The following is a 24,373-nucleotide window of genomic DNA, read 5'->3' on the forward strand; positions in this document are numbered from 1 at the left end:
GACTGGCAATTCCCAAGTGTTATTCGTTATCGAGCACTTCCAAGACCCGGTCTTATTCAAACAGCCAAACAAAAAGGCCGCCCGGATAATCCCAGCGGCCTGTTTCTAAAACGCAAATGCACAAACGCCTGCGTGGCCGCTTTTAGCGAGCCCACCACCAGATTTTTGTGTCAATGCGCGAAATGTTCATGACGATACTGTTAGCCTTCCCTTGCATCGCTTGCAACTGGAAAATTTAAAACCGCAAAACCAGCCGCCTTCGCTATCAGCGCGGCCAGTAAGTTACCAAATAAAAACGTTCCGACTGTTTCAGCAGCAACACGAACAGAAAATCCGGACTTCTTTAAATAGTCCGGATTCTCCCTTGTCCTTGACACGGACAAATTGGCTAAAGGCTGGAGTACCTTTTCCGGCCTGCCGTGGGTATAACACCTGCCCAAAGCCATTATGCAAAGCCTGAATGCTATGCGTGCAGTATCACTTTCAGTACGCGCACATACTGCTATGGATTGCACCATCCTACAACTGTCAAGACTATCGCTGTAGCCTTCTACCAAACCGTGTAGTGCAGCCGTAATTTAACTATGCTTCAAAAATTTTGCCTTGCGCCCGGCCTGGAATTCAGATTCATTTCGTACGCAGATTATTTGCAAACAAACAAAGAAGCCACCCATGCAGGTGGTCGATGGGGACAAGATGAAAAATCTCGATGTGATGGACAAAAACATTTTGTCTGCGCTTCAGGAAAACGGGCGCCTGACCAACACTGAACTTGCCGATCGCATTCATCTTTCGCAGACGGCCACCGCTGAACGGGTGAAACGACTGACACGCGAGGGTTATATTCTGGGCTATTCAGCCCTCCTGTCGCCCAAAATGCTCGATCGCTCAATGCTGGTTTTTATTGAGATCAAACTGGATCGCACCACCCCGGAAGTCTTTGAGACCTTCTCCAGCTTTACGCGCAGCAACCCCGACATTATGGAATGCCACATGGTCGCCGGCGGCTTCGATTATCTGATCAAGGCACGTGTCGCGGACATGGATCACTATCGGCGCTTTTTATCAGAAGCACTTCTATCCCTGCCAGGTGTGCGCGAATCCCACACTTACGCTGTAATGGAAGAGGTCAAGGAAACGTCTCACATCGCCGTGTGAAGATGACGGCAATATCCAAAGGCACTTGCCAGCAATTATTTACGGGTATATACCCGCATTATGTCGAATCCATGTTTCTGCATTCTTCTGCGTCAAGCAGCCAGAAAATCGTCCGGCGTTTATGACAAGGCGCTGGCACCGCTTGGCATCAATGTCGCGCAGTTCAGCTTGCTGCGAAAAATCGCACGTGCAAGCTCTATCTCATTAACGGAGCTTGCACGGCTTGCCGACCTTGACCGCTCAACAATGGGCCGCAATGCAAAGGTGCTGCAGCGTATGGGTTTGATCGAACAGACGCACGGCGAAGACCATCGTGAAATCCAGATCACGCTGACCGAACACGGCCACGATCTCGTCAAACAAGGCGGACCACTTTGGGATGCGGCTCAGGAAGAAATCGAAGCCAAACTGGGCAATGAAGGCGTGGAGCAATTGCTTACTCTGCTGCGTGCCTTTGACTAAAAACAATGACCAAAGCCCATTGTGCCTTTAACTGGCGACCGGGTTGACCTTCAATTTGCGGCTGTTCAAAACATCAGCCCACGTCCGAAAGCATCGACGATGATTTCTGCGAGACTTGCCAGCTTTCTTCAGGAACGAAACATCCATTATGGATGGGTTGTTGCTGCCATCACATTCGTGACCATGCTTGCGACCGCTGCGGCAATGGGCTCGGCTGGCATTCTCATTGAACCGCTTCAGAGAGAATTTGGCTGGACCAATGCCAATATTTCCTTCGCCATGGCGCTGCGTCTGGTGCTCTTCGGACTGATGGGGCCTTTTGCGGCGGCTTTCATGAACCAGTTCGGCTTGCGCAGTGTCGTTGCGACGGCACTTGTCATGATCGCCTGTGGGCTGATCGGGTCGATTTTCATGACGCAAGAATGGCAGATGGTCGGTCTTTGGGGCATCATAATCGGCCTTGGTACCGGCATGACTGCACTCGTTCTGGGCGCAACCGTTGCTGCACGCTGGTTTGAAAAGCGTCGCGGTCTTGTGGTTGGCCTCATGACGGCCAGCAATGCGACCGGCCAGCTTGTCTTCATGCCCATTCTTGCAAGTGTCAGCCAGACGATTGGCTGGCGCACATCTTTGACCATTGTTGTTGGTTTTCTGATGACAGCACTGGTGCTGGTGCTCGCCTTGATGCGTGATCACCCGGCAGATATTGGCCTCAAGCCTTATGGCCGCACGGCCCCCCTTCCCGCTCCTGAACCAAAGAAAAGCTTTGCATCGCTGCTTGCGTCACCGCTGATCACCTTGCGCGAAGTATCGTCAACCTCGACCTTCTGGGTGCTGTTCATTACCTTCTTTGTCTGCGGCTTTTCAACCAACGGTCTGATCCAGACCCATTGGATTGCCCTTTGCGGTGATTTCGGCATCGTGCCAGTCGGTGCCGCCGGCATTCTGGCGGTCATTGGCGCGTTCGATCTGATCGGCACGATCGGCGCTGGCTGGCTTTCCGATCGCTTCGACAATCGCTGGCTGCTGTTCTGGTTCTATGCGCTGCGCGGATTATCGCTGATCTATCTGACTTTCACCGATTTCACGCTTTATGAGCTCGCCCTTTTCGCTGTGTTCTACGGCCTCGACTGGGTTGCAACCGTTCCACCGACCGTGAAGCTTGCCGCTGAAAAATTCGGCCCCGAAAAAGCTGGAATGGTTTTCGGCTGGGTATTCACAGGCCATCAGGTGGGAGCAGCAGCCGCAGCAGCCTTCGCGGGCTTTGTCCGCACCGATTATGACAGCTACCTGCCAGCTCTCATCCTTGCAGGAGCCCTGTGCTTTGCAGCGGCGGCAATGGTGTTCATCATCAACAGACCCGCAGCACAAACAGCGCTTCAGGCGTCATAAATAAGCGTCACCCCAATCAGCACGGCGAGCCCAGCGGAAAAGCTCGCCGTCACGCTTGGTCACAAGGCGTTCTTCCGAAGATCCACTCTCATTACAAAGTTTGATTGAGACCTTGCCGCCACCGACACGCGTCGGTGCGATCACCCGCGCAGAAGCATGAAGGGATGGATCACGTGTCGCTGCCAGATAGATGAACTTCTCATCTTCCCACGGCACTTCCGCATCTTTGGTCAGACGGTGAATACGCGAACGCGCAACGCGGCGCGAAAAATGGCACCAGTCCGGTGCAATCAGTGGACACTCAAGCTGGTGAGCACAGGGCGCTGCAATGTAAGCGCCTTTGGCGATAAGCACCTTGCGCGCGTCCAGAATACGTTGCCAGCCAGCAGGCGTCCCCGGTTCGACAATAACAAAGCTCTGTCGGGCCGATACCCAAAGTTTCTCAATGAGTGTTTGTCGATCGAGAGGCGCCAGCTCATCCAGAACATAGGCAATCGTCACAAGATCAGCCTTTGGAAAATCAAGCTTTTCCTTAATCAGATCACCCGCGCGCCATTCCGTATCAAGACCGATATTTTCGGCAAGCTTGCTTCCAACCGCGCGGATGGCCGGGCTTGCCTCGATCATGGTAGCAGATGATAAATCAGGCCAGCATTCGCGCGCAGCCCATAGGGCCGTCCCCGGCCCGCAGCCGACATCCAGCATGGTCTGCGGTGCAAAATCAGGGCATACCTCTGCAACACTCTCTAAACTCGCACGGACGGCGGCATAGGTCGCAGGCAGTCGTGCAGCCAGATAAGCTTTTGCAGCAAGCTCATCCGAAATATGCAGCCGCCCATCGCGCGTTTCCGCACGATAACGACGCGACAGCATATCGGAAGCGCGTTTCAGATCAGCCAATGCCACGCCCTCAAGCGCAGCATCGACGGACTGTCGCAGTCGTGATGGCAATTCCATTAAAGACTATCGCTCCAAGACTTGCTTGATGTCCACCAGATTGGAGCGAACGCGCAATATGTAAAAGCCCATAGTTGTCAGATGCGACGGGGTAAACCATGCATCCGGGCTGCCGTTGGAAACGATGAATGGCTGCATATCAAGCGCCGAACGCAACTGCTTTTCCATTTCGTCCCAAACACCGTCAAGATGCTTCTCCGCCAGCACAGCACGGAAATCCGAATGCGCCGCACGCAGCAAACCGTAATAGGCGTAGAGCTGACCATAGGCGAACCAGAAGCGATCATCGGCACGGGTATCAAACCAACCGGCATGATAATTCTCGGCGCGATCCTTGAGGATCGCAGAGGTTGAGCCAAGATCACTGGCAATACGATCAACAAACTGGATCAGATTGTCTGCACGTGCATCAAACGTCGCCTGACAGTTTTCAAGCCGCGTATTGAAGGAGCGCAGATCCTTGATCGCCGAACGATAGTAGCTTGGCGTCGGGGTCTTGGGACCAAAGGGGCTCAGACCAAAATACCACGCATCCTCTGCAAACTGGAGGTTGCCGCGTGCCTTTTGCAGATCGCTATCAATCTGCGATGTACCACGCAGACGACCAATATTATCCACCAGTTCAATGGCGGTACGGCGCACCGCTGAATTGATGCCGCGCTGGAACGAAGCCTTGTTATCCAGGAACGGCGTCCGGTCCCAGTCGAGGCCGAAAAAACCAAGTTTGTAAAGCAGCATGGAAGAAATCCATGCATTCTGATTGACGTTGAAATCCGTGAGATCAGCAGCGACTTCGGCAATGGCCGATGGCGAGCACTTGCGCGCAGTCGAAGGGATCTGTGCGGCCTGCATCGGCTGCGTTTGAGGCTGACTATCAGGCTGTGTTGCCGTGTCGGCATCGCCAGCGGCAGGCGTAGTGTCTGTTCCGCTGATGCTGCTTTCGGACGGCGTTGCCGTTACAGGTTCCTGTGTTGCCGCAAGCGGTACAGGCGTATTCTGAACCTGCTCGCCAGGCGTAACCGCATCCTGATAGCTATACTTGGCCGGATAGTCTGGATTGAAATTTGTCCAGGCCTGTGTTTGCCAGATAAAATAGGCATAAAGGCCACCAAAGCCGATCACGACCACTGCAACGGCAAGTTTCCACAAATTTCCGAGCTTCATAAAAAGCCTCCAAAGAGCGCCAAGCGGAACCGCGATCAATCGTGCCAATGCCGCGATAAAACGGCCAAGGAAGGAGAAAACGCCCCGAACTGCATTCCACACTGTATCAAGTCCTTCCTGTTGCCTGCAATGACAGGCTCTCTGACACTTTTACCTTACCGGCAATGGCGGGGTAAAAAACCCGTCCAGCACTGGCCAGCATGCGCTGACAACTTTTACCCTCCTCAAATAGAGTGTGGCTGGCTTTTCGACAACCATTGAGCAGCGTCTCACGCCAATTATCGAAGCTTTTCCTGTTGCGAGGGTTGAAACGAAACAAGCGGTGGGTAACATGGCGCCACTTCACCCTGCTTCGGCCAGAACGCTTTATGTGCCGAATTTTTTACCTGCCGGTCCAGAAAAACGAGTACAACGCCCCCGAAAGTCGCAATCAGAAATATTTTCGCCGCAATGGTACTTGATCGGCGAAATCTTTGGTGTTTGCTAAAAGCTGGAACCGGAAAAACAATCAACCGTCAAAACGGCCCGGTTAATGGAGAGAAAAATGAAGTCCACATCGACGCCTTCGCTGAAACGCGCCCTGAATATGCTGGCTATCACCACAGCAATTTTTGCGATTCCCGCAGCAGCCCAGGCTGCCGAGCCTGAGAGCTGCTCAACGGTGCGCTTCTCCGATGTTGGCTGGACCGACATCACCTCGACCACCGCTGTCGCCACAGAAATTCTCAAAGGCCTTGGCTACAAGACCGACATCAAGGTTCTTTCCGTGCCTGTGACCTATGCGTCGCTGAGCAAGAAGGACATCGATGTGTTCCTCGGCTATTGGAACCCGTCCATGAGCGCAGATCTCAAACCATATCTTGATGACAAAAGCGTCGAGACGCTGCGCACAAACCTGACGGGCGCAAAATATACGCTGGCTGTGCCGAAATATGCCTATGACGAAGGTCTGAAGGACTTCAAGGACATTGCCACTTTCAAGGATAAGCTCGGCGGCAAGATTTACGGCATCGAGCCGGGCAATGACGGCAACCGTCTCATCCTCGACATGATCACCAAGGATGCGTTTGGTCTGAAATCGTTTGAATTGGCGGAATCTTCTGAACAGGGAATGCTGGCGCAGGTCGCACGCAGCATTAAAAGCAAAGACCCGATTGTCTTCCTCGCATGGGAGCCACATCCGATGAACAAGCGCTTTGAAATCGCTTATCTCACCGGCGGCGATGATTTTTTTGGGCCGAATCTCGGTGGCGCAACGGTCGAAACCAATGTCCGCGCAGGCTATGCGCAGGAATGCCCCAATGTCGGCAAATTCCTGACCAATCTCGAATTCCAGCTTGAAATGGAAAACGAGATCATGGGCAAGATTCTGGATGATGGCGAAGAACCGGCGAAAGCTGCAACCGCATGGCTCAAGGCGAATCCTGCTGTCCTCGACAAATGGCTTGATGGCGTCACAACCGTTGACGGCAAGGAAGGTCTGCCAGCTGTGAAAGCGACACTCGGCCTGTAACGTTCACGCATAAAAAGGCCGCGGGACCCCGCGGCCTACTCTTTTGCACAAGATGAAAACCAGAAAGCACGCAGCAGGAGTCACAATCGTTGAACTGGCTGACGGATTATAAAATTCCGGTCGGACCCACCGCAAAGTCGGTGGTCGACTGGCTTACAGACAATATGGGCGGCTTTTTTGATACGCTGGCCGCTGTCATGCAGTGGCTTATTGATGGCTTGCTGTACCTGTTGCAACTGCCGCACCCGCTTGTTCTGATCCTCATTTTTGCAGCCATAGCCTGGTTTATACAGCGCCGCATATCCGTGGTGATCCTCACCATCATCGGCTTTCTGTTCATCATCAATCAGGGCTATTGGGACGCGACACTTAAAACGCTGACGCTGGTTCTATCAGCCTGTTTTCTTTGTATGGCAATCGGTGTGCCGCTTGGCATTGCAGCCGCACACCGCCCTACGCTTTATGCTGTTATGCGGCCCATTCTCGATCTCATGCAGACGCTGCCAACATTCGTCTATCTGATCCCGGCCATCGTCTTCTTCGGCATCGGCATGGTGCCGGGACTTCTGGCAACGGCGATCTTTGTTTTGCCCGCGCCAGTACGTCTTACACATTTGGGCATTTCGTCCACGCCTTCCGCTCTGATTGAAGCCGGTGAAGCCTTCGGCGCATCTCGCCGACAACTTCTCTGGAAGATCGAATTGCCCTATGCGATGCCGCAAATTCTGGCAGGCCTGACACAAACGATCATGCTGTCACTCTCCATGGTGGTGATTGCAGCGCTTGTGGGGGCTGATGGACTTGGCGTTCCAGTGGTTCGCGCTCTCAACTCGGTTAACACTTCGCTCGGTTTTGAGTCGGGCTTCGTTATCGTCGTGGTTGCCATTGTGCTCGACCGCATCTTCCGCGCCGGGCGCGAAAAATAGGAGAGTCGACTATGACGATCATTTCTGTAGAAGATGTCAGCATCATTTTTGGCAAAAATGTCGATAGCGCGCTGGAACTGGCTGATCGCGGGGCATCGCGCTCAGAAATTCAGGCTGAAACCGATCTCGTTCTGGGCGTGCATGATTGCTCGCTCAACATTCAGGAAGGCGAAATTCTTGTCCTGATGGGATTGTCGGGCTCGGGCAAATCGACGCTTCTGCGCGCCATCAATCGCCTTAATCCGATTTCACGAGGCCGCGTTTTGATCCGTGATGGCGAACGTACATTTGACGTGGGAAAAGCAGACCGCAAGACATTGCGGCATCTTCGAACCGAACTCGTTTCCATGGTTTTTCAGCAGTTTGGCCTGCTGCCATGGCGAAGCGTTGAAGAGAACGTGGCCTTTGGTCTCGAAATATCCGGCATGGGTAAGCAGGAACGGCTTGCACAAGCACGCCAGCAGCTTGAGCTGGTGGGTCTTCAGGATTGGGCCAGCCGCAAAGTAAGCGAGCTTTCCGGCGGCATGCAGCAGCGCGTGGGCCTGGCCCGCGCCTTTGCAACCGGCGCGCCGATCCTGCTGATGGACGAGCCTTTTTCAGCGCTCGATCCGCTGATCCGCACACGTTTGCAGGATGAGCTTCTGACCTTCCAGTCGCGGCTCAAGAAGACCATTGTTTTCGTCAGTCACGATCTCGATGAAGCGATGAAAATCGGCAACCGCATTGCCATCCTCGAAGGGGGGCGAATCGTCCAGTGCGGCACACCGCAGCAAATTCTCTTGCAGCCTGCCAATCAGTATGTAGCGGATTTTGTCGCCCATATGAACCCGCTTGGTGTCTTGCGCGCAGGCGATATCATGACACCTTTTGACCGGAACGCGGCACCCCGCCCCTTTGCCGCCACCACACGCCGTGAGACGCTTGTGCGCGAGTTGATGAGTGCTGTTGCAGACAGCAGCGGCGATGTGGGCATCGTCGAAAACGGCGCCATCATCGGCAAGGTCAATGCGGATGACATTGTGCGCGCGCTCGCGTGGCACCAACAGCGATAAACAAGACAAAAAACAAACAAAAACGCCGCCTCAAAGGGCGGCGTTTTTATTATCGATAAAAGGCTTTACGCCCTTGCTGATTCTCGTGCTGCCGCACGCGCTGCAACACGGGCGCGGATCGCATCCACATCGGCACGCGGTGTGGCTGCAAAAAGCTTCTTCGTGTAGTCATGCTGTGGATTGTTGAAGACGTCATCACGCGAGCCGTACTCAACAACCTCACCAAAATACATCACCATCACATCGTCAGCGATATAACGCACAACCGAGAGATCGTGGCTTATAAACACGTAAGTCAGGCCAAACTCTTCCTGCAAATCCGCAAGAATATTAAGCACCTGCGCCTGCACCGAAAGATCAAGTGCCGAAACCGGCTCATCAAGAATGAGCAGCTTCGGATTGAGCATCAAGGCACGTGCAATCGCGATACGCTGACGCTGGCCGCCCGAAAACATGTGCGGATAGCGATTGAAGTGCTCTTTGCCAAGACCAACCTTGAGCAGCATTTCCATTGCTTTTTCACGGCGTTCCGCTGCTGACATCTTGGTATTGAGCAGCAGAGGCTCCGCCAGCACATCACCGATCTTCTGGCGTGGGTTGAGCGAGCCGTAAGGGTTCTGGAACACGATCTGCACCTTCTGGCGCATTTCGGCGGTCAGACCATCACGGGCAATATTGACGTCCTGTCCACCAATCAGCAATTCGCCGGATGTCTGCGGGTCAATCATCGTCAGAATGCGCGCAAGCGTTGACTTGCCACAACCCGATTCGCCAACGATTGCCAGCGTTTTACCCTTCTCAACCTTGAAGCTCACGCCTTTTACGGCATGGACAACTTTCGGCTTGCCAAAGAGACCGCCACCAACATGGTAATCGCGCTTGATGTCGCGCGCTTCGAGAACAATCTCGCTCATCACGCTTCTCCTGCCGCACTGTTCTGATACACAAAGTCGGAAACCGTCGGCAGACGATCACCGGTCGCATTTTCTGGCAGGGCCGAAAGCAGCGCGCGTGTGTAAGGGTGCTTAGGCTCTGTAAACAGCGACAAGACGTCAGAATCCTCCATCTTGTGGCCCTTATACTGAACGATCACACGGTCAGCCGTTTCCGCAACAACGCCCATATCATGCGTGATCATGATGAGACCCATGCCATGCTCGACCTGGAGACGCATCAACAGATCAAGAATTTGTTTCTGGATCGTCACATCAAGCGCAGTTGTCGGCTCATCCGCAATCAGCAGCTTTGGATTGCACGCAATCGCAATCGCGATCATCACACGCTGGCACTGGCCACCCGACATCTGGTGCGGAAAGCTCGACAGGCGTTCGCCCGCATCACGAATGCCGACCAGTTCAAGAAGTTCAATCGCGCGTGCGCGACTGGCCGAACCTCTCAACCCCATATGCTGCTTCAGCACTTCCTCAAGCTGATAGCCGACCGTGAAACACGGATTAAGGCTCGCAACCGGTTCCTGAAAGATCATCGAAATATCACGCCCGATGATCTGACGGCGCTCCTTGTCAGACATTGCCTGCAAGTCTTTGCCGTCAAACATCATCCTGTCGGCGGTCACCGTGGCAGTTTTGGGCAGCAGACCCATGACTGCAAGCATACCAACCGACTTACCCGAACCCGACTCACCCACGATAGCAAGGACTTCGCCCTTATCCACCGAGATGTCGATGCCATCGACTGCTTTGAAAGGCCCGGTGGATGTTTCAAACGAAACCGTGAGATTCTTGATATCAAGCAAAGCCATCGATCAGCTCCTCTTCAGTTTCGGATCAAGCGCATCGCGCAGACCATCGCCGATCAGATTGATCGCGAGAACGGTGATCAGGATCGCAAGACCGGGGAAAGTCACAATCCACCAGGCACTCAGAATGAACTCACGCGCTTCCGCGAGCATCGTGCCCCATTCCGGTGTCGGCGGCTGCGCACCCATGCCAAGGAAGCCAAGCGCTGCAACGTCCAAAATAGCGTTGGAGAACGACATGGTTGCCTGAACCACAAGAGGCGCAAGACAGTTTGGAAGAATCGTCTTGAACATCAGACGCAACTTGCTTGCGCCCGCGAGCTTAGACGCAGTCACATATTCGCGCTCCTTTTCAGCCATCACCGCCGCACGGGTCAGACGCGAAAAATGCGGAAGCAGCACAAGCGTGATTGCGAGAATTGCGTTGATCAGACCCGGTCCGAGAATGGCCACCAGCACCAGTGCCAGCAACAACGATGGAAAGGCCAGAATAACATCCATAATGCGCATGAAGATCGTATCAACGCCACCACCGAAATAACCGGAGATGAGGCCGATGGTGATCCCAAGGCACATCGAAATGATGACGATCACAAAGCCTACGAGCAGCGAATATTGTGCGCCATAAATCAGGCGGGACAGGATATCGCGACCCACCGCATCTGTGCCCAGAAGAAACTGCGTCGTCCCGCCCTGCTCCCAGAACGGCGGGACCTTAACAAAATCCCGAAACTGTTCGACCGGATTATGCGGTGCAATTAAAGGCGCGAAAATCGCAACCAGAATAATCGCAAGAAATACGAAAAGACCAAGAACAGCGCCGCGGTTGACGCTGAAATAGAACCAGAAATCTTTCAACGCGCGGATTTTTCCGACGTCGTTTGCGGCTTCCGGCTGAATTGCTGAGTGTGTCATGATACCCTCACTTATGCCGGATACGCGGATTGATAAGACCGTAAAGCAGATCAACGATCAGGTTTACGATCATGATCATGAACGCAATGATGAGCAAACCGCTTTGAACGACCGGATAGTCACGACGGAAAATGGAATCGAGCATCCATTTGCCAATACCGGGCCATGAGAAAATGGTTTCCGTCAGGATCGCCCCTGCCATCAGCACGCCAACCTGCAGGCCAATCGTCGTGATCACCGGGATCATCGCATTGCGCAGCGCGTGAAGGCCGATCACGCGACGAAGCGGCAGACCCTTTGCACGTGCGGTGCGCACATAATCTTCACCGAGCACTTCAAGCATCGCCGAACGGGTCTGGCGCGCAATGACCGCAAGTGGAATGGTTGCAAGCACAATGGTCGGCAAAATGAGGTGTGAAGCTGCGGAAGCAAACGCGCCTTTCTGGCCAGACAACAGGCTGTCAATCAGCATAAAGCCGGTCACAGGCGGGAAGTAGTAAAGCAACGAGATACGACCCGAAACCGGCGTCCATTGCAAAACACCTGAAAACAGGATGATCAGCAGCAAGGCCCACCAGAAAATCGGCATCGAATAGCCAACAAGCGAAATGCCCATCAGGCCCTGATCGAACCAGGAACCGCGCTTTACAGCAGCAAAAACACCTGCGGGAATCCCCAATGCAACGGCAACGATAATGGCGCAGACTGCAAGTTCAACCGTCGCGGGGAACAGGGAGAAAAACTCATCCAGCACTGGCTTTTTCGTTACAAGCGACTGCCCGAAATCACCATGCAGGAGGTTCCACACATAGTGAAGATATTGCTCCCAAATGGGCTTATCAAACCCGAGCTGGGACAATAGCTGCGCATGGCGCTCAGGACTGACGCCGCGCTCGCCCGCCATCAGAAGGACAGGATCCCCCGGCAACACGCGAACGAAAGCGAAAGCGACAATCGTGATGCCGATAAACGTCGGTATCAGATAAAGAAGTTTGTTTAATACAAAACGAAACATACAAAAACTCCGACCGGGTGCGGAGGAAACCTCCACACCCGGCCGCTGGTGTTGTTAAATTTTACTCTGCGATATCAACTTCGTCGAAGCGATAATCGCCAAGCGGGCTCTGCTTGAAGCCGGTAACCTTGGCCGACATCGGCACGAAAACCGTCGAATGCGCAATGGTGTTCCATGGAGCCTGCTCCTTGAAAATCACCTGAGCTTCTTCATAAAGCTTCACACGTTCGTCGTGGTTCGTCGAAACCTTTGCCTTCTGGATCAGGTCTTCAAATGGCTGATAGCACCACTGAGCACGGTTGTTCGAGCCAACGCCAGCGCAGCCGAGAAGCGTGCCGAGGAAGTTGTCCGGATCGCCATTATCGCCGGTCCAGCCAAGGATAACAGCGCCGTCGCGGTCCTTTTCGCCCGACTTCTTGAGGTATTCACCCCATTCCATCGAAACGATTTCCGCATCCACGCCAACCTTGGCGAGATCGGACTGCATGAGTTCAGCTGTACGGCGCGCATTTGGCATGTAAGGACGGCTGACAGGCATCGCCCACAGCTTCATCTTCAGATTCTTGACGCCAGCCGCTTCAAGAGCCTTCTTGGCAGCTTCCGGATCGTATTTGTCGTCTTCGATCTTGTCGTTATAGCCCCACATTGTCGGTGGGATCGGGTTCTTGGCAACTTGGCCCTGACCTTCATAAACGCCATCGATGATCGCCTGCTTGTTGACAGCCTGATTGAGCGCCTTGCGCACTTCTGGCTTATCAAATGGAGCGACCATCGTGTTGTAGGCGAAGTAAGCAACGTTCAGGCCGGCCTGTTCGTCAACCTTGAGGTTCTTATCAGCCTGAAGACCCTTGATGTCAGCAGGTGCGGGATAAGACATCAGGTGGCATTCGCCAGCCTTGAGCTTCTGCGCGCGAACGGCAGGATCAGTGGTGATTGCAAAGACGAGATCGTCGATCTTTGGCTTTCCACCCCAATAGTCCGGGTTAGCCTTGAAGCGAACAACTGCGTCTTTCTGGTAAGCAACAAACTGGAAGGGACCAGTGCCAACCGGAACCTGATTGAGATCCGACTGCTTGCCATCCGCTGTAAGCTTGTCCGTGTATTCCTTCGAGATAATCGAAGCGAAAGGCATCGCAATATTGGCAAGGAATGCGGCTTCAGGGCGATTCAGCACGAACTTGACCGTGTTGTCGTCGATCTTCTGAATTTCCTTGATCAGTGACCCCATTTCCATGGAATCAAAATATTCGTAGGTGATCCCCGCTGTATATTCGTGCCAAGGATTTTCCTTGTTGCCCATGCGGTCAAAGGACAGGATCACATCATCGGCGTTGAAATCACGGCTTGGCGTGAAATTGTCACTCGAATGGAACTTGACACCCTTGCGCAAATGAAAGGTGTATTCCTTACCATCTTCAGAAACGTCCCAGCTTTCAGCAAGGCCCGGTACAACTTCCGTCGTGCCGTTCTTGAATTCTGCAAGACGGTTATAGACAGGATGCGCGGACGCATCAAACGTATCACCGCCTGTGTAAGCTGCCGGATCGAAGCCCTCAGGCGATGCAGGCGAGCAATAAACAAAGGTCTTTGCCGATGCCGCGCCGCTCATGAGAGCGACAACTGCCGTTGCCGCCAGGAGTGTTTTATAAAATTTCATTTGGTGCCCGCCTCCACGGAAATATTATTGCGCGCACCCTAAGCACGCAACCTGCTCTTATCGAAACGCTTGCCATGTCACAATGCAAGCGGAATTTTTAAAATAATGTCGCATTCTCAACTGTTTTTGGCGGATCGAATTAGATTTTCATTTCTCAATCTTATTATTTTATAGAAAATTGCGCTAAGCACGGATTATTTATAATATTATTTGCTTTGTTACGATGCCTGTCCCCAGGGGCGAAACACATCTCCAGCATTGCCTTCTAACGAATATGAAAGAGGTACGGTTTTCTCATTTTTGACATGCAGTCTCGGTGCAGCAGCCGTGAGACTGTTTTCATTTCGATGCAATCACGCAAATTAAGCATAATCTTATCAATCCTCGTTTCGCTCCGGCAGGACTTATGCTGTAATCAAAACATATTCGAACGAGGACCCGTTGCAATGCCAGAGATCAATCCCATTCGCCCCACGACGCCCGAAGCAATTCAGCTTGCGCTGACTATGTTACGGGTATCACGCTATGGCGCACTGGCCGTTCTCGACGCAAAAACCGGCAAGCCAATCGCAACGCGTGTTGCTGTTGCAACGGATACGGATGGAACGCCGATCATTCTTGTCTCAGGCCTTGCGGCACACACGCCCAGCCTCATTGCGCATCCTTCCTGTTCGTTGCTTTTGGGCGAAGTGGGCAAAGGTGATCCGCTGGCGCACGCGCGCGTAACACTTCACTGCGAAGCTGAAAAAGTGGACCGCAATTCGCCGGAATATCCCCAAATTCGGCGGCGCTATCTCAATCACAATCCAAAGGGCAAGCTTTACGTCGATTTAGGCGACTTCATTTTCTTCCGGCTAAACGTGGAAACCGCTAGTTTGAACGGGGGGTTTGGCAGAGCTTTTGATCTAACGCATGACGATTTAATCAGCGACCAGTCCGCCTCTAAAGCGATAGCATCAGGCGAGCAACAAGCGCTCGAGATACTCAACCAGCAGTACGCTCCCGCGATTAAAGCCTATATAGCTGGTATTAAAGACAGCTTGGCAAATTGGAAAATAACAGGCTTAGATCCTGATGGCTTTAATCTCGCCAATGGTGATCAAATTGTCCGCGAGCATTTTTCATCCCCCTGCGATTCCATCGAAAAGTGCAGCGACGCGCTTGCCAAGCGGCTGAAAGATTGCGCCTGAAACAAAAAGCCAAAAGTTTTGGGACATATATACAAACCTTTTATGTCTACGAATATAAGCAAGGGCTTTTCAATTTATCAATATAGTATTAGTTTTGAATTGTCGGCCACACTAAAAAGTGGCGGGCATTTTTTTAACCGATGCAGTCTTACGGGGGTATGACCGCGAATGACTACAGATAATAATTTTATTGATTTAATAGATAATGCAGATCAAGTTGCCGATTTCTTATCAGCACTTGCAAACAACAAGCGACTGCTCATTTTATGCAAGCTTTTGCACAATGAAATGTCAGTCGGCGCCTTGGCCAAGGCTATTGATCTTAGCCAATCCGCACTTTCGCAACACCTTGCCAAGCTACGAGCCCTTAATCTCGTATCGACGCGACGCGATGCTCAAACGATCTATTACATCGTTTCATCGCCGCATATCGAACTGATGTTGTCTACGCTTTCAAGTCTGTATATGAGTCCAACACCGCGTCGACGTGAAATGGCGGCGGTCGTTCACCAGTAGCACATCCTATGAGGCATAAGTCGTGCGATGAAGGAATCCCAAACCGGATCGCACGACTTTGTCGTAGAAATTTCTGATCCTGGCGATCAGCGCCTGTCTCCCTACAAAAACATACGTGAAAAAGATCTGATCGGTCGCCATCAGCGTTTTATTGCTGAGGGCAAAGTCGTTCTGAATGTTCTCTTTTCAGAATCGGCCCGTTTTGAAACGGAATCGCTGCTTGTTCTGGAAAATCGTCTGAACGGCCTTCGCGAACAGCTTGATCATCTGCCAGCCGGTGTCGAGGTCTATTCTGTTCCGCAGTCAGTCATGGACGAAGTGGCCGGCTTTCACGTCCATCGCGGAATTTTGGGCGTCGGACGCCGCAAACCGCAATCAGAACTTGGCGAAATAATCAGCCAGTTGCCAGAAACATCGCTGGTCGTTGTCTTATGCGGCATATCCAATCACGACAATCTCGGCTCGATCTTTCGCAATGCCGCAGCTTTCGAAGCTGACAGTGTTCTGATGGATGAAACCTGTTGCGATCCGCTTTACCGAAAAGCGATCCGTGTTTCTGTCGGAGCGACGCTGAAAGTCCCCTATTTTCACGGCGCATCCATTGAAACGATTGTCGCAGCGTTGCAAGCAGCGCAATTCGATATCCTGGCGCTCAGTCCATCCGCTGAAATGAATATCTATCAGGCACCGCAGCATAAACGTCAGGCGCTGCTGCTTGGCACGGAAGGTGACGGACTTCCAGCGCATCTACTCGAACGACTGACCGGTGCGCGCATTCCTATGTCCAAAAGCTTTGACAGCCTTAACGTCGCCACGGCCTCCGGGATTGCCCTCTCCCGCTTTAGTAAGTTTACCTGACCGCAAAAAAGCCTCCGGCAAATGCCGGAGGCTTTCATATTCAAGCAAGAACAACAGCACTCAGGCCGCTGAAACATTGCCGGCATTGGCAGCCAGACGGCGCAGCATTTCTTCCGCCCGTGGTTCACGTTCGGAGCGACCAATAAAGCCACCGCCAAATACCCGCGCCGTATTGCTGTCGTCCGAATAAAGGACACAGGCCTGACCGGGTGCGATACCGCTTTCGCCATCCACCAGCTCGACCCAGGTCTTGCCATCTCTATGATGCAGCACGGCAGGACGCGGTGGACGCGTTGAACGAACCTTGGCAAACACTTCGACGCCCCCTTCGGGGAGTGCGTCAAGCGCATCATCGCCAAGCCAGTTCACATCGCGCAAAAACACCTTGTGCGTTTCAAGTGCCTCGCGCGGGCCAACAATCACCCGCGTATTGGCAGCATCAAGATGCACAACATAAAGCGGCTCACCTGTTGCAACGCCGATTCCACGACGCTGACCAACGGTATAATGCACAATCCCTTCATGGCGACCCAGCACACGCCCATCAATATGAACAATATCGCCCGGCGTCGCAGCTTCCGGCTTCAGCTTGGAAATAATGTCGGAATATTTGCCCTGTGGAACAAAGCAAATGTCCTGACTGTCCTGCTTTTTGGCAACCGTCAGGCCCATTTCTTCAGCAATTTCGCGGACCTGCGCCTTCGGCAAATGCCCAAGTGGGAAGCGCAGATAATCAATCTGCTCCTGCGTGGTCGCAAACAGGAAATAGCTCTGATCGCGGTCCGTATCGACCGGGCGGAACATCGCACGGTGATCGCCATTGATACGGCTACGGATATAATGCCCGGTCGCCAGTGCATCTGCCCCCAGTTCGCGTGCCGTCTGCAACAGATCGGCGAATTTGACAGTCTGATTGCAGGAAACGCAAGGAATCGGTGTCTCACCGCTCACATAGGAATTCGCAAATGGATCGATCACGGCTTCACGGAAACGCGCTTCATAATCCAGCACATAATGTGGAATGCCGAGGCTTTCTGAAACGCGACGGGCATCTTCGATATCCTGCCCCGCACAGCACGAACCAGCGCGATGCACAGCCGCGCCATGATCGTAAAGCTGCAGCGTTACACCAACAACATCATAGCCTTCACGTTTGAGGATACCGGCCACAACAGAGGAATCGACGCCACCCGACATGGCAACGACAACGCGCGTGTCTTCCGGCTTTCCCGGCAGATCGAGGCTGTTCAGGCTCATGATTAAATCCAGCTTCCGGGCAAAGGCCCTGCTTCTCAAAGTTCAGATTTGCGCCTTATATAGGTCACATAGGGGGTACTTGCCAAGATGTCGCAGTAAAAACAAGGCGCATTTTGCAGCCATGCGGTCACAATTTCGCGTGAATCCTTCAGGCAAAGGGCGGGAAAAGGCGCCTTTTTAAAACTTTCTCTCTAAATAAGGCTTTTTTTTGCAAGTGTTACCAGAGAGTTACCAGCAGTTTAGGTAATTCTTAAAGCTGTGCGGTTAGTCTCAATCTCGATTAGGTCCTTGAGTGTTGTGTAGAGAGTACAATGACCGATCTGGCAAGACCGCGTATAAAATATGTTATTGGTCCCGATGGCAGCCCGCTGACCATCGCTGACCTCCCCCCCGCCAATACAAGGCGCTGGGTCATTCGCCGAAAGGCTGAAGTTGTCGCCGCTGTTCGCGGTGGGCTTCTCAGTCTTGAGGAAGCATGCCAGCGTTATACATTGACGGTGGAGGAATTTCTGGGTTGGCAATCCTCGATCGATGAGCATGGTCTCGCCGGTCTCAGGACGACACGAATCCAGCAATACAGACACTAAGAGTCTGCCCGATTCTTCGGAAAAGGCAGAAACGCAAATTAAGCCCCGGCTGGGTCAACTGGCCGGGGTTTTTCGTTGGTCAATTCTGATTATAGGAATAGGAATGACAGCGCTTAAGGCATTTCCAGCAAAAGTGCGAAACCGTTTTGCGTGGGATCATGCTTAAAACAAGAAGATAGAGCGAGCATATTGGGGGCGACTAAGCGCGATAGGCTCTAGCGCAACTCGCGAATCCGCGATGCAAGGCTCTTGGGTCGTGCTTTATCACTCTTTTCAGAGCTGTCTTCTTTGATAAGCGCAGGGATAGGTGAGTCCTCACCTTCCTTTTCGGCAGTTGCCGCAACCATCCGTGCGGCCAAAGCCGCCATTTCTTCCCGAAGAATCGCGTTTTCTTTGACCATGTCTACCGACATAACAGGCTGTGCGCCGGGTGTGGGACCACTGCGCATATGGCGTTCAAGCCGCTCCTGCGCATCCGAAAACTCTGAAATCAGCTTGTCCAGCTTCTGTTGCAACTCCGCATTACGGCGCTTTTCAGTTTTCAGTTCTGTTTGTGCTGCGGTCAATTGCGTCGAAACCTCATTATAGCGCGCAGATGCATCTTTCCGTTCCCGACGCATTTCGCTCATTTCATTCATCAGACGACTTTGATCAGCCTCTTTGGCTCCCAGTTCGATGCGAAGCGTATCGGACAGATTTTCGAGAGACGAAAGATGATTTTGCAGACGTTGAACTTCAGCCTCGATAATTTCTGACTTTTCCGCAGAATTATCGCGTTCTATGATCATGTCCTGTATGTTCTTATCCCGCTCAGCCAGCGTTTCTCTCAGCTTGGCGAGATTCTCTTCGAGCGCGGCATACCGTTTAAGTTCGTCATATTGCCTGCCAATCGTCATGCGCTGTTCGGATGACTTTTCCCGCTCAAGACGCAACTTCTGCTCAAGCTTGCTGTAGGCAACCGCATGCTCCGCGCGCAATCCGTCACGCTCGGCTCTGATTTCTGCAAGCGTCATCGGAAGCTCAGCATGGATTTGGCGCCGTGCAAGAAAAAATGCACGACGCCAGACCGACGGACCAAGCAGAACCGCGACGAAAACCGCCACAAGAACGCCAAGAATGAAAATGAGCGCAGATTGGATCACGGCTTTTTCACATTTAAGCGCATCCCGAAAAGATGGAAACGGTTTTCGGACAAGATGCGCGTTTAAACAGGAGTTGAAAGGCGCCGATCTCATTTTTCAGATCGGCGCCTCTTAGAAAATCAGAACGGATTCCAGGTCGGCGCGGATGTGAGTTTAAGATAACCGATATTCACACCCAGCCTTGCGCCAACGCCCGTGCGGATCGGAACCAGCATGATATTCTCACGCTTGAGCACGTTAAAGCCCACACCGGCAATAATATAGGCAGAACCGGCAACACCAGCATAGCGACCATAGAGACTCTGGATGTCGTCAAGATTATAAACGAGCATCATGACGCGCGATCCCTGTCCGCCAAAATCCCAGCCGAGCGATGGCCCCTGCCAGAACGTGCGGTGATCACCGGCATTCTTTGTATAGAGCGTACCCTCACCATAGGTAAGGCCGCCAATGAAAGCACCTGACCCCTCTTCGCCCAGAATATAACCGTTGGGCAAGCCAAAGCTTTGAAATGCCTTTTCGACAGCACTGGCGATTCCGCCGGATGTGGACCCAAAAAAGCGGTGCCCGGATTGTACAATTTCCTCGGCCGTATATGAATTACTGCTCTGTGCCTGCGCATTGTGCGGCACGGCGATGATGGAGATCAGAAAAGCCGCAATAAACGCTAAACTATACGCCGCGTTGCGGAGCCTGATCTGCGACAGGGACGGTATGGCCATTTATCATTCCTTTTGCCTACCAGCTTCTCTGTCTGACGCCCTGTTAAAAGCATGGCTACGCTTCTTACGAGCGCTTTGCCGAATCGTGCGTATTCTAACCGCGAATTTATTGTCTAAATCTTTATGCCCTGAAATAGACTTTAGAATGGCAGCAAATAACAGCTTTCTTGCGGCAATCGGGTGTCACGTGTATCCAGATTCCAAGGTTTCCGACGTTGATTCGTCGGGATTTATGCTCATCAACTGATTGCCGCCTGACATTCGACCAAAGGTCGATCAGCAGAGACGGTTCGCGCCTGGAGAAAAAACCATGCCATTGCCTGTTACCCTGTCCGCACTCGATCTTGGTGCGCTTCTGTGCAGCCGTATCTGTCATGACATCATCTCGCCGGTTGGCGCCATCAACAATGGCCTCGAACTGCTCGAAGAAGGCGGTGCTGATGAAGATGCGATGGCGCTCATCAAATCAAGCGCCCGCAATGCTTCAGCCCGCCTCCAGTTTGCCCGCATCGCCTTTGGCGCTGCCGGTTCCGCAGGCGTACAAATCGATACGGGCGATGCACAGCACGTTGCCATGCAATATTTTGCAAATGAAAAGCCAGAACTGACCTGGGAAGGCGCACGCGTTTTGCTGCCGAAAAACAAGGTCAAGCTTCTGCTCAATCTGCTTTTGATCGGCAATGCGGCCATTCCGCGTGGCGGCTCGCTGGCCGTTCGACTTGAGAATGGCGACACCAATCCCCGTTTTGTCATCACAGCCAAAGGCCGGATGCTGCGTGTGCCGCCAAAATTCCTCGAACTGCATTCGGGTGCAGAACCGGAAGAGCCAATCGATGCGCATTCGGTGCAGCCATATTACACGCTTCTGCTCGCGGAAGATGCCGGCATGACAATCTCCATCCATGCAACGGCCGAAGACATCGTCTTCGCCGCAGAATAAGCGGCTTTGATGACGCAAAAAGCGCAGGGTAAAACCTGCGCTTTTTTTGTACCGGATGAAAGAAAAGGCTCCACTTTCGCGGAGCCTTTTTCATTTCAAGCATATGTTGAATGCTTATGCGCTTTCACGCAACTCGCTGCCATCCGGCTCGCGCAGCACATAGCCACGGCCCCAAACGGTTTCAATGTAGCTCTGGCTGCCAGAAACAGCATCAAGCTTCTTGCGCAGCTTGCAGATAAACACGTCGATGATCTTCAGCTCAGGCTCGTCCATACCGCCATAAAGATGGTTAAGGAACATTTCCTTGGTGAGCGTCGTGCCCTTACGAAGCGAAAGAAGCTCAAGCATCTGATATTCTTTGCCGGTCAGGTGAACGCGCTGACCACCAACTTCGACGGTCTTTGCGTCGAGGTTAACAATCAGGTCGCCCGTGGTGATGACCGACTGGGCATGACCCTTGGAACGACGAACAATCGCGTGAATACGGGCGATCAGCTCGTCCTTGTGGAACGGCTTCGTCATATAGTCGTCTGCGCCGAAGCCCAGACCACGAACCTTGTCCTCAATACCGGCCATGCCGGAAAGGATAAGGATTGGCGTCTTGACCTTTGAAAGGCGCAAGGTACGCAGAACTTCATAACCGGACATATCCGGCAAGTTCAGGTCCAGCAAGATGATGTCATAATCATAAAGCTTGCCGAGATCGATGCCTTCTTCACCCAGATCGGTGGTGTAAACATTGAAGCTCTCGGACTTAAGCATCAGTTCAATGCTTTGTGCGATAGCACTGTCGTCTTCAATCAAAAGGACGCGCATATCTTATCCCCTTTCCGCCGCTGACCAGTTTTCCCTCACGGCAGCTGACGGAACTGTCGTTGCCTTAGCATGAAGGTGCCTGCAAATGGTTAACAAAATATGATTCCTGTTGGCAAGCCTAATTCTCATCGTATTAGAAAAAAACCATATCCAACTGAATCATAAGCAATTCTTCTGTTCATTCGATACTCAAGAATCACATTAAGAAAATCCCTTAAGTGATTCAAATGACTCTCGCTTTCACCTGTTACTCAAAAACCACACCGTATTTACCGAGCCTTAATTCCTAACGCGTATGATTAACGTTGCCGGTAAAGGAATGGTTACCAAAAGGGCGAAATCTTAACTTTTTGTTTCGCTTAAAGAGACTGTTCTTATGATTGGCAGCAGAGCTTACGCCCTGAAAAGCAAGGCTTTGCAATGGTTTAGATGGCATATTACGGGAAAACGGCTCCCTCATATGCCTGTTAATAAAGTCGGGGGGAACGCCCCAACATTAAGAGAGCTGGTTGGTGTTCAAGGAGTATTGCGTATGAAGCCACGTGAAAGCCTCGTCAGGCTGAAATTGTTCCAGGTGAAGGAAAAGCGCCGTCAACTGGGCCAACTTGATCTGATGATGGGTGAGTTCGAGCGGATGGCAGGAGAACTCGATGCCCAGATTCTATCGGAAGAGAAGAAGGCAGGCATCACTGACATCAATCATTTTGCTTATCCGACCTTCGCAAAGGCAGCGCGTCAGCGCCGCGACAACCTGTTTGGTTCTATTCGAGACCTGATGCAGCAGAAAGAAGCTGCGGAAGCTGAACTGGTGGTTGCAGAAGCGGACCTCGCCAAAGCCGAAGCGCTGGAAGAGCGCGACGGCATCAAGGCCCCACGGGACGTTATGGAGCGCCCGATCAACCAGCGTCGCGCGATGATCGGCTAATCCTGAAGAAAATAAATTTAAAAAGGCACGGCTTCTGAGGGGAAGCCGTGCCTTTCGTATTTGCGGCATCACAACGTCAGCAGATAATCCTCAAAGCGCTGTCCTTTCTGGTGCCGAAAGACCTGCCCGGTGGTTTCAACACTGATCATCCGGTCGAGACGGAAATTTCGGAAATCATTGCGGCTTTCACACCATGCCGTCAGCAGCCAGACCGCATCAAACATCGTCAAGCCAACCGGCTTGATCGTTCGTTCACTCACCTTTTCGCGCAAGTCCAGGTAATGGAGTTTCACAACCACACGATCAAGAACCGCACGCCGCAAAAATGAAAGATGCAGGTTCGCCTTGCTGTTTTCCTCAGTCATTTTCGAAACAGCCCTCAACGGCAGGTTCCTGTAACGATCCCCTGCCCCGGCCTGCATGGTTGAACTTATTTTTCCCGAAACACGCTGCGCTGCAACACCAAGATCGCCATCACCTCTGGCCATAACAAGCCTCACACCGAGCATAATGGCTTCCAGCTCATCTGCATCAAAATGCAGCGGCGGCAGAAAATAGCCTTTCTCCAGCTGATAGCCCAAACCGGACTCACCCCTGACCGGTGCCCCCATGGCCTGCAACGTCGCCATATCGCGATAAATCGTCCGGGGAGAAACCTCCATCATCTGCGCAAGTGCCTCCGCAGAAACGGGGCCAGATGCACAGCGAAGCCGATCAAGCAAAGAAAAAAGCCGCAATGTTTTCATGCGCCAAGCTTATAGCACACCCCTGACAAAAACTGTCAGGGACTCCGTGTATCTGCATCATATCAAACACAGGAGTTTTTCGTGAACACGCCATACTTCGAAATTGTCACATACAAGATCAACGATATAGCCAGCGCCGACAAGGAGCGCGAAAAGGCACGTGAACATATCAGCGCCCTTCCCGGTTTCATCTCTTGGGTGCCATTTAGTGGCGCAACCGATGCGCAGGATCGTGTCGACCTCGTTTCCTGGTCCACGCTGGATAATGCGCTTGCGGCAGCAAAGCGCGTTGGCACAGCCCCAGAATTTGCCGCTTTCAGAGAAACGCTAAAAGAAATGGTATCGATAGGCCATTACGAAGCGCAGACACAGCCTCAGCAGCCGGTAACATCAGGCAACGGCATCGAACTCGGGCGCTTCCGATTGAAAGCTGGCGTGGATGAACAAACCATGCGCGCTGCCTATACCGCAATGGTGAGCAACCACCTCTCGCAGCAGCCGGGCTGGCTAGCACAGCATCTGGTGAAGCTCGCAGATGGCACATTTGCCGATCTGGCCTTCGCCAATAATCAGAACACCGCCACCGAGATTTGCGCAAGCTGGCAAGGCAATGCCGACTGCGATGCATTTCTGTCGCTGATCGAACCTGTCAGCATGGAATTCGGCACCATCCTCTAACAAGACAGGCCGCGAGAATTTATTCT

Annotated in this window: 26 protein-coding genes; 13 read left to right on the forward strand and 13 right to left on the reverse strand. The window is 52.6% G+C overall.

The annotated features are described in order from the left end of the window. Nucleotides 1–200: 200 nt before the first annotated feature. On the reverse strand, nt 201–446 hold the full coding sequence (locus ABE530_RS06355) for a hypothetical protein (RefSeq protein ID WP_499693988.1): 246 nt from the start codon (nt 444–446) through the stop codon (nt 201–203). A 250-nt stretch (nt 447–696) separates the two neighbouring features. Between ABE530_RS06355 and ABE530_RS06360 the strand changes: the two genes are divergently transcribed. The 3 genes from ABE530_RS06360 (at nt 697) to ABE530_RS06370 (ending at nt 3,012) form a co-directional block, all read left to right on the forward strand. Then, on the forward strand, nt 697–1,158 hold the full coding sequence (locus tag ABE530_RS06360) for an Lrp/AsnC ligand binding domain-containing protein (protein ID WP_265985704.1): 462 nt from the start codon (nt 697–699) through the stop codon (nt 1,156–1,158). 60 nt (nt 1,159–1,218) lie between these two features. Next, complete coding sequence (locus ABE530_RS06365) at nt 1,219–1,620, forward strand: MarR family winged helix-turn-helix transcriptional regulator (protein ID WP_265985610.1); 402 nt, start codon at nt 1,219–1,221, stop codon at nt 1,618–1,620. A 99-nt stretch (nt 1,621–1,719) separates the two neighbouring features. Further along, entirely contained in the window at nt 1,720–3,012 is a 1,293-nt protein-coding gene (locus ABE530_RS06370) for an MFS transporter (RefSeq protein ID WP_499693989.1), read from the forward strand. On the opposite strand, the gene ABE530_RS06375 is transcribed toward ABE530_RS06370, so the two are convergent. Both ABE530_RS06375 and ABE530_RS06380 read right to left on the reverse strand, forming a co-directional pair. Beyond that, the gene (locus tag ABE530_RS06375) at nt 3,007–3,969 is read right to left on the reverse strand and encodes a small ribosomal subunit Rsm22 family protein (RefSeq protein ID WP_499693990.1); all 963 of its coding nucleotides are present in this window, start codon (nt 3,967–3,969) and stop codon (nt 3,007–3,009) included. The two genes, ABE530_RS06370 and ABE530_RS06375, sit on opposite strands and share 6 nt — an antisense overlap. A gap of 6 nt (nt 3,970–3,975) precedes the next feature. Next, a complete protein-coding gene (locus tag ABE530_RS06380) occupies nt 3,976–5,235 on the reverse strand; it encodes a DUF2333 family protein (protein WP_499693991.1) in 1,260 nt (419 codons plus the stop codon). A gap of 442 nt (nt 5,236–5,677) precedes the next feature. On the opposite strand from ABE530_RS06380, the gene ABE530_RS06385 reads away from it, so the two are divergent. The 3 genes from ABE530_RS06385 (at nt 5,678) to choV (ending at nt 8,624) form a co-directional block, all read left to right on the forward strand. Beyond that, the gene (locus ABE530_RS06385) at nt 5,678–6,646 is read left to right on the forward strand and encodes a choline ABC transporter substrate-binding protein (RefSeq protein WP_407673265.1); all 969 of its coding nucleotides are present in this window, start codon (nt 5,678–5,680) and stop codon (nt 6,644–6,646) included. Between the two features lie 89 nt (nt 6,647–6,735). Next, on the forward strand, nt 6,736–7,572 hold the full coding sequence (gene choW / locus ABE530_RS06390) for a choline ABC transporter permease subunit (protein WP_265985614.1): 837 nt from the start codon (nt 6,736–6,738) through the stop codon (nt 7,570–7,572). Between the two features lie 11 nt (nt 7,573–7,583). Then, entirely contained in the window at nt 7,584–8,624 is a 1,041-nt protein-coding gene (choV, locus tag ABE530_RS06395) for a choline ABC transporter ATP-binding protein (protein ID WP_265985615.1), read from the forward strand. 65 nt (nt 8,625–8,689) lie between these two features. Here the strand turns inward: choV and ABE530_RS06400 are convergent, their stop codons facing one another. The 5 genes from ABE530_RS06400 to ABE530_RS06420 form a co-directional block, all read right to left on the reverse strand. Continuing rightward, nucleotides 8,690–9,538, reverse strand: a complete 849-nt coding sequence (locus tag ABE530_RS06400) for a dipeptide ABC transporter ATP-binding protein (RefSeq protein WP_265985616.1) — start codon at nt 9,536–9,538, stop codon at nt 8,690–8,692. After that, complete coding sequence (locus ABE530_RS06405; protein ID WP_265985617.1) at nt 9,538–10,386, reverse strand: ABC transporter ATP-binding protein; 849 nt, start codon at nt 10,384–10,386, stop codon at nt 9,538–9,540. The genes ABE530_RS06400 and ABE530_RS06405 overlap by 1 nt, the downstream gene beginning before the upstream one ends. Before the next feature lie 3 nt (nt 10,387–10,389). After that, nucleotides 10,390–11,298: an ABC transporter permease subunit gene (locus ABE530_RS06410; protein WP_265985618.1), complete on the reverse strand. Its 909-nt coding sequence runs from the start codon at nt 11,296–11,298 to the stop codon at nt 10,390–10,392. Nucleotides 11,299–11,305: 7 nt separating this feature from the next. Next, entirely contained in the window at nt 11,306–12,313 is a 1,008-nt protein-coding gene (locus tag ABE530_RS06415; protein WP_265985619.1) for an ABC transporter permease subunit, read from the reverse strand. A gap of 61 nt (nt 12,314–12,374) precedes the next feature. Continuing rightward, nucleotides 12,375–13,970 carry an ABC transporter substrate-binding protein gene (locus tag ABE530_RS06420; protein ID WP_265985620.1) on the reverse strand — a complete coding sequence of 532 codons (1,596 nt, stop codon included), beginning with the start codon at nt 13,968–13,970 and terminating at the stop codon, nt 12,375–12,377. Nucleotides 13,971–14,416: 446 nt separating this feature from the next. Here ABE530_RS06420 and ABE530_RS06425 point away from each other — a divergent pair, with 446 nt between their 5' ends. The 3 genes from ABE530_RS06425 (at nt 14,417) to ABE530_RS06435 (ending at nt 16,534) form a co-directional block, all read left to right on the forward strand. After that, the gene (locus tag ABE530_RS06425) at nt 14,417–15,160 is read left to right on the forward strand and encodes a HugZ family pyridoxamine 5'-phosphate oxidase (protein WP_499693992.1); all 744 of its coding nucleotides are present in this window, start codon (nt 14,417–14,419) and stop codon (nt 15,158–15,160) included. A 168-nt stretch (nt 15,161–15,328) separates the two neighbouring features. Continuing rightward, nucleotides 15,329–15,676 carry an ArsR/SmtB family transcription factor gene (locus ABE530_RS06430; RefSeq protein ID WP_396997102.1) on the forward strand — a complete coding sequence of 116 codons (348 nt, stop codon included), beginning with the start codon at nt 15,329–15,331 and terminating at the stop codon, nt 15,674–15,676. Between the two features lie 27 nt (nt 15,677–15,703). Beyond that, nucleotides 15,704–16,534 (forward strand): TrmH family RNA methyltransferase, encoded by an 831-nt coding sequence (locus tag ABE530_RS06435; protein ID WP_499693993.1) that lies wholly within the window; start codon nt 15,704–15,706, stop codon nt 16,532–16,534. 60 nt (nt 16,535–16,594) lie between these two features. Here ABE530_RS06435 and mnmA read toward each other — a convergent pair whose 3' ends face one another. Further along, the gene (gene mnmA, locus ABE530_RS06440; protein ID WP_265985624.1) at nt 16,595–17,791 is read right to left on the reverse strand and encodes a tRNA 2-thiouridine(34) synthase MnmA; all 1,197 of its coding nucleotides are present in this window, start codon (nt 17,789–17,791) and stop codon (nt 16,595–16,597) included. Between the two features lie 311 nt (nt 17,792–18,102). Between mnmA and sciP the strand changes: the two genes are divergently transcribed. Next, a complete protein-coding gene (gene sciP, locus ABE530_RS06445) occupies nt 18,103–18,378 on the forward strand; it encodes a CtrA inhibitor SciP (protein ID WP_109707414.1) in 276 nt (91 codons plus the stop codon). A 215-nt stretch (nt 18,379–18,593) separates the two neighbouring features. Here the strand turns inward: sciP and ABE530_RS06450 are convergent, their stop codons facing one another. Continuing rightward, a complete protein-coding gene (locus ABE530_RS06450; RefSeq protein WP_499694093.1) occupies nt 18,594–19,496 on the reverse strand; it encodes a hypothetical protein in 903 nt (300 codons plus the stop codon). 143 nt (nt 19,497–19,639) lie between these two features. Then, on the reverse strand, nt 19,640–20,242 hold the full coding sequence (locus ABE530_RS06455) for a DUF1134 domain-containing protein (RefSeq protein ID WP_265985625.1): 603 nt from the start codon (nt 20,240–20,242) through the stop codon (nt 19,640–19,642). 310 nt (nt 20,243–20,552) lie between these two features. Between ABE530_RS06455 and chpT the strand changes: the two genes are divergently transcribed. Then, the gene (chpT, locus tag ABE530_RS06460) at nt 20,553–21,182 is read left to right on the forward strand and encodes a histidine phosphotransferase ChpT (protein ID WP_499693994.1); all 630 of its coding nucleotides are present in this window, start codon (nt 20,553–20,555) and stop codon (nt 21,180–21,182) included. Between the two features lie 114 nt (nt 21,183–21,296). On the opposite strand, the gene ctrA is transcribed toward chpT, so the two are convergent. Then, on the reverse strand, nt 21,297–21,998 hold the full coding sequence (ctrA, locus tag ABE530_RS06465; RefSeq protein WP_024899367.1) for a response regulator transcription factor CtrA: 702 nt from the start codon (nt 21,996–21,998) through the stop codon (nt 21,297–21,299). A 532-nt stretch (nt 21,999–22,530) separates the two neighbouring features. Here ctrA and ABE530_RS06470 point away from each other — a divergent pair. Then, on the forward strand, nt 22,531–22,923 hold the full coding sequence (locus ABE530_RS06470) for a flagellar export protein FliJ (RefSeq protein ID WP_265985627.1): 393 nt from the start codon (nt 22,531–22,533) through the stop codon (nt 22,921–22,923). A 68-nt stretch (nt 22,924–22,991) separates the two neighbouring features. Here the strand turns inward: ABE530_RS06470 and ABE530_RS06475 are convergent, their stop codons facing one another. Further along, the gene (locus ABE530_RS06475) at nt 22,992–23,669 is read right to left on the reverse strand and encodes a helix-turn-helix transcriptional regulator (RefSeq protein WP_499693995.1); all 678 of its coding nucleotides are present in this window, start codon (nt 23,667–23,669) and stop codon (nt 22,992–22,994) included. An 81-nt stretch (nt 23,670–23,750) separates the two neighbouring features. On the opposite strand from ABE530_RS06475, the gene ABE530_RS06480 reads away from it, so the two are divergent. Beyond that, on the forward strand, nt 23,751–24,347 hold the full coding sequence (locus tag ABE530_RS06480; RefSeq protein WP_499693996.1) for a hypothetical protein: 597 nt from the start codon (nt 23,751–23,753) through the stop codon (nt 24,345–24,347). The last annotated feature ends 26 nt before the right edge of the window (nt 24,348–24,373 follow it).

This window comes from Brucella sp. TWI559, from assembly GCF_039674265.1.
In the GTDB taxonomy this organism is placed as follows: domain Bacteria; phylum Pseudomonadota; class Alphaproteobacteria; order Rhizobiales; family Rhizobiaceae; genus Brucella; species Brucella chromiisoli.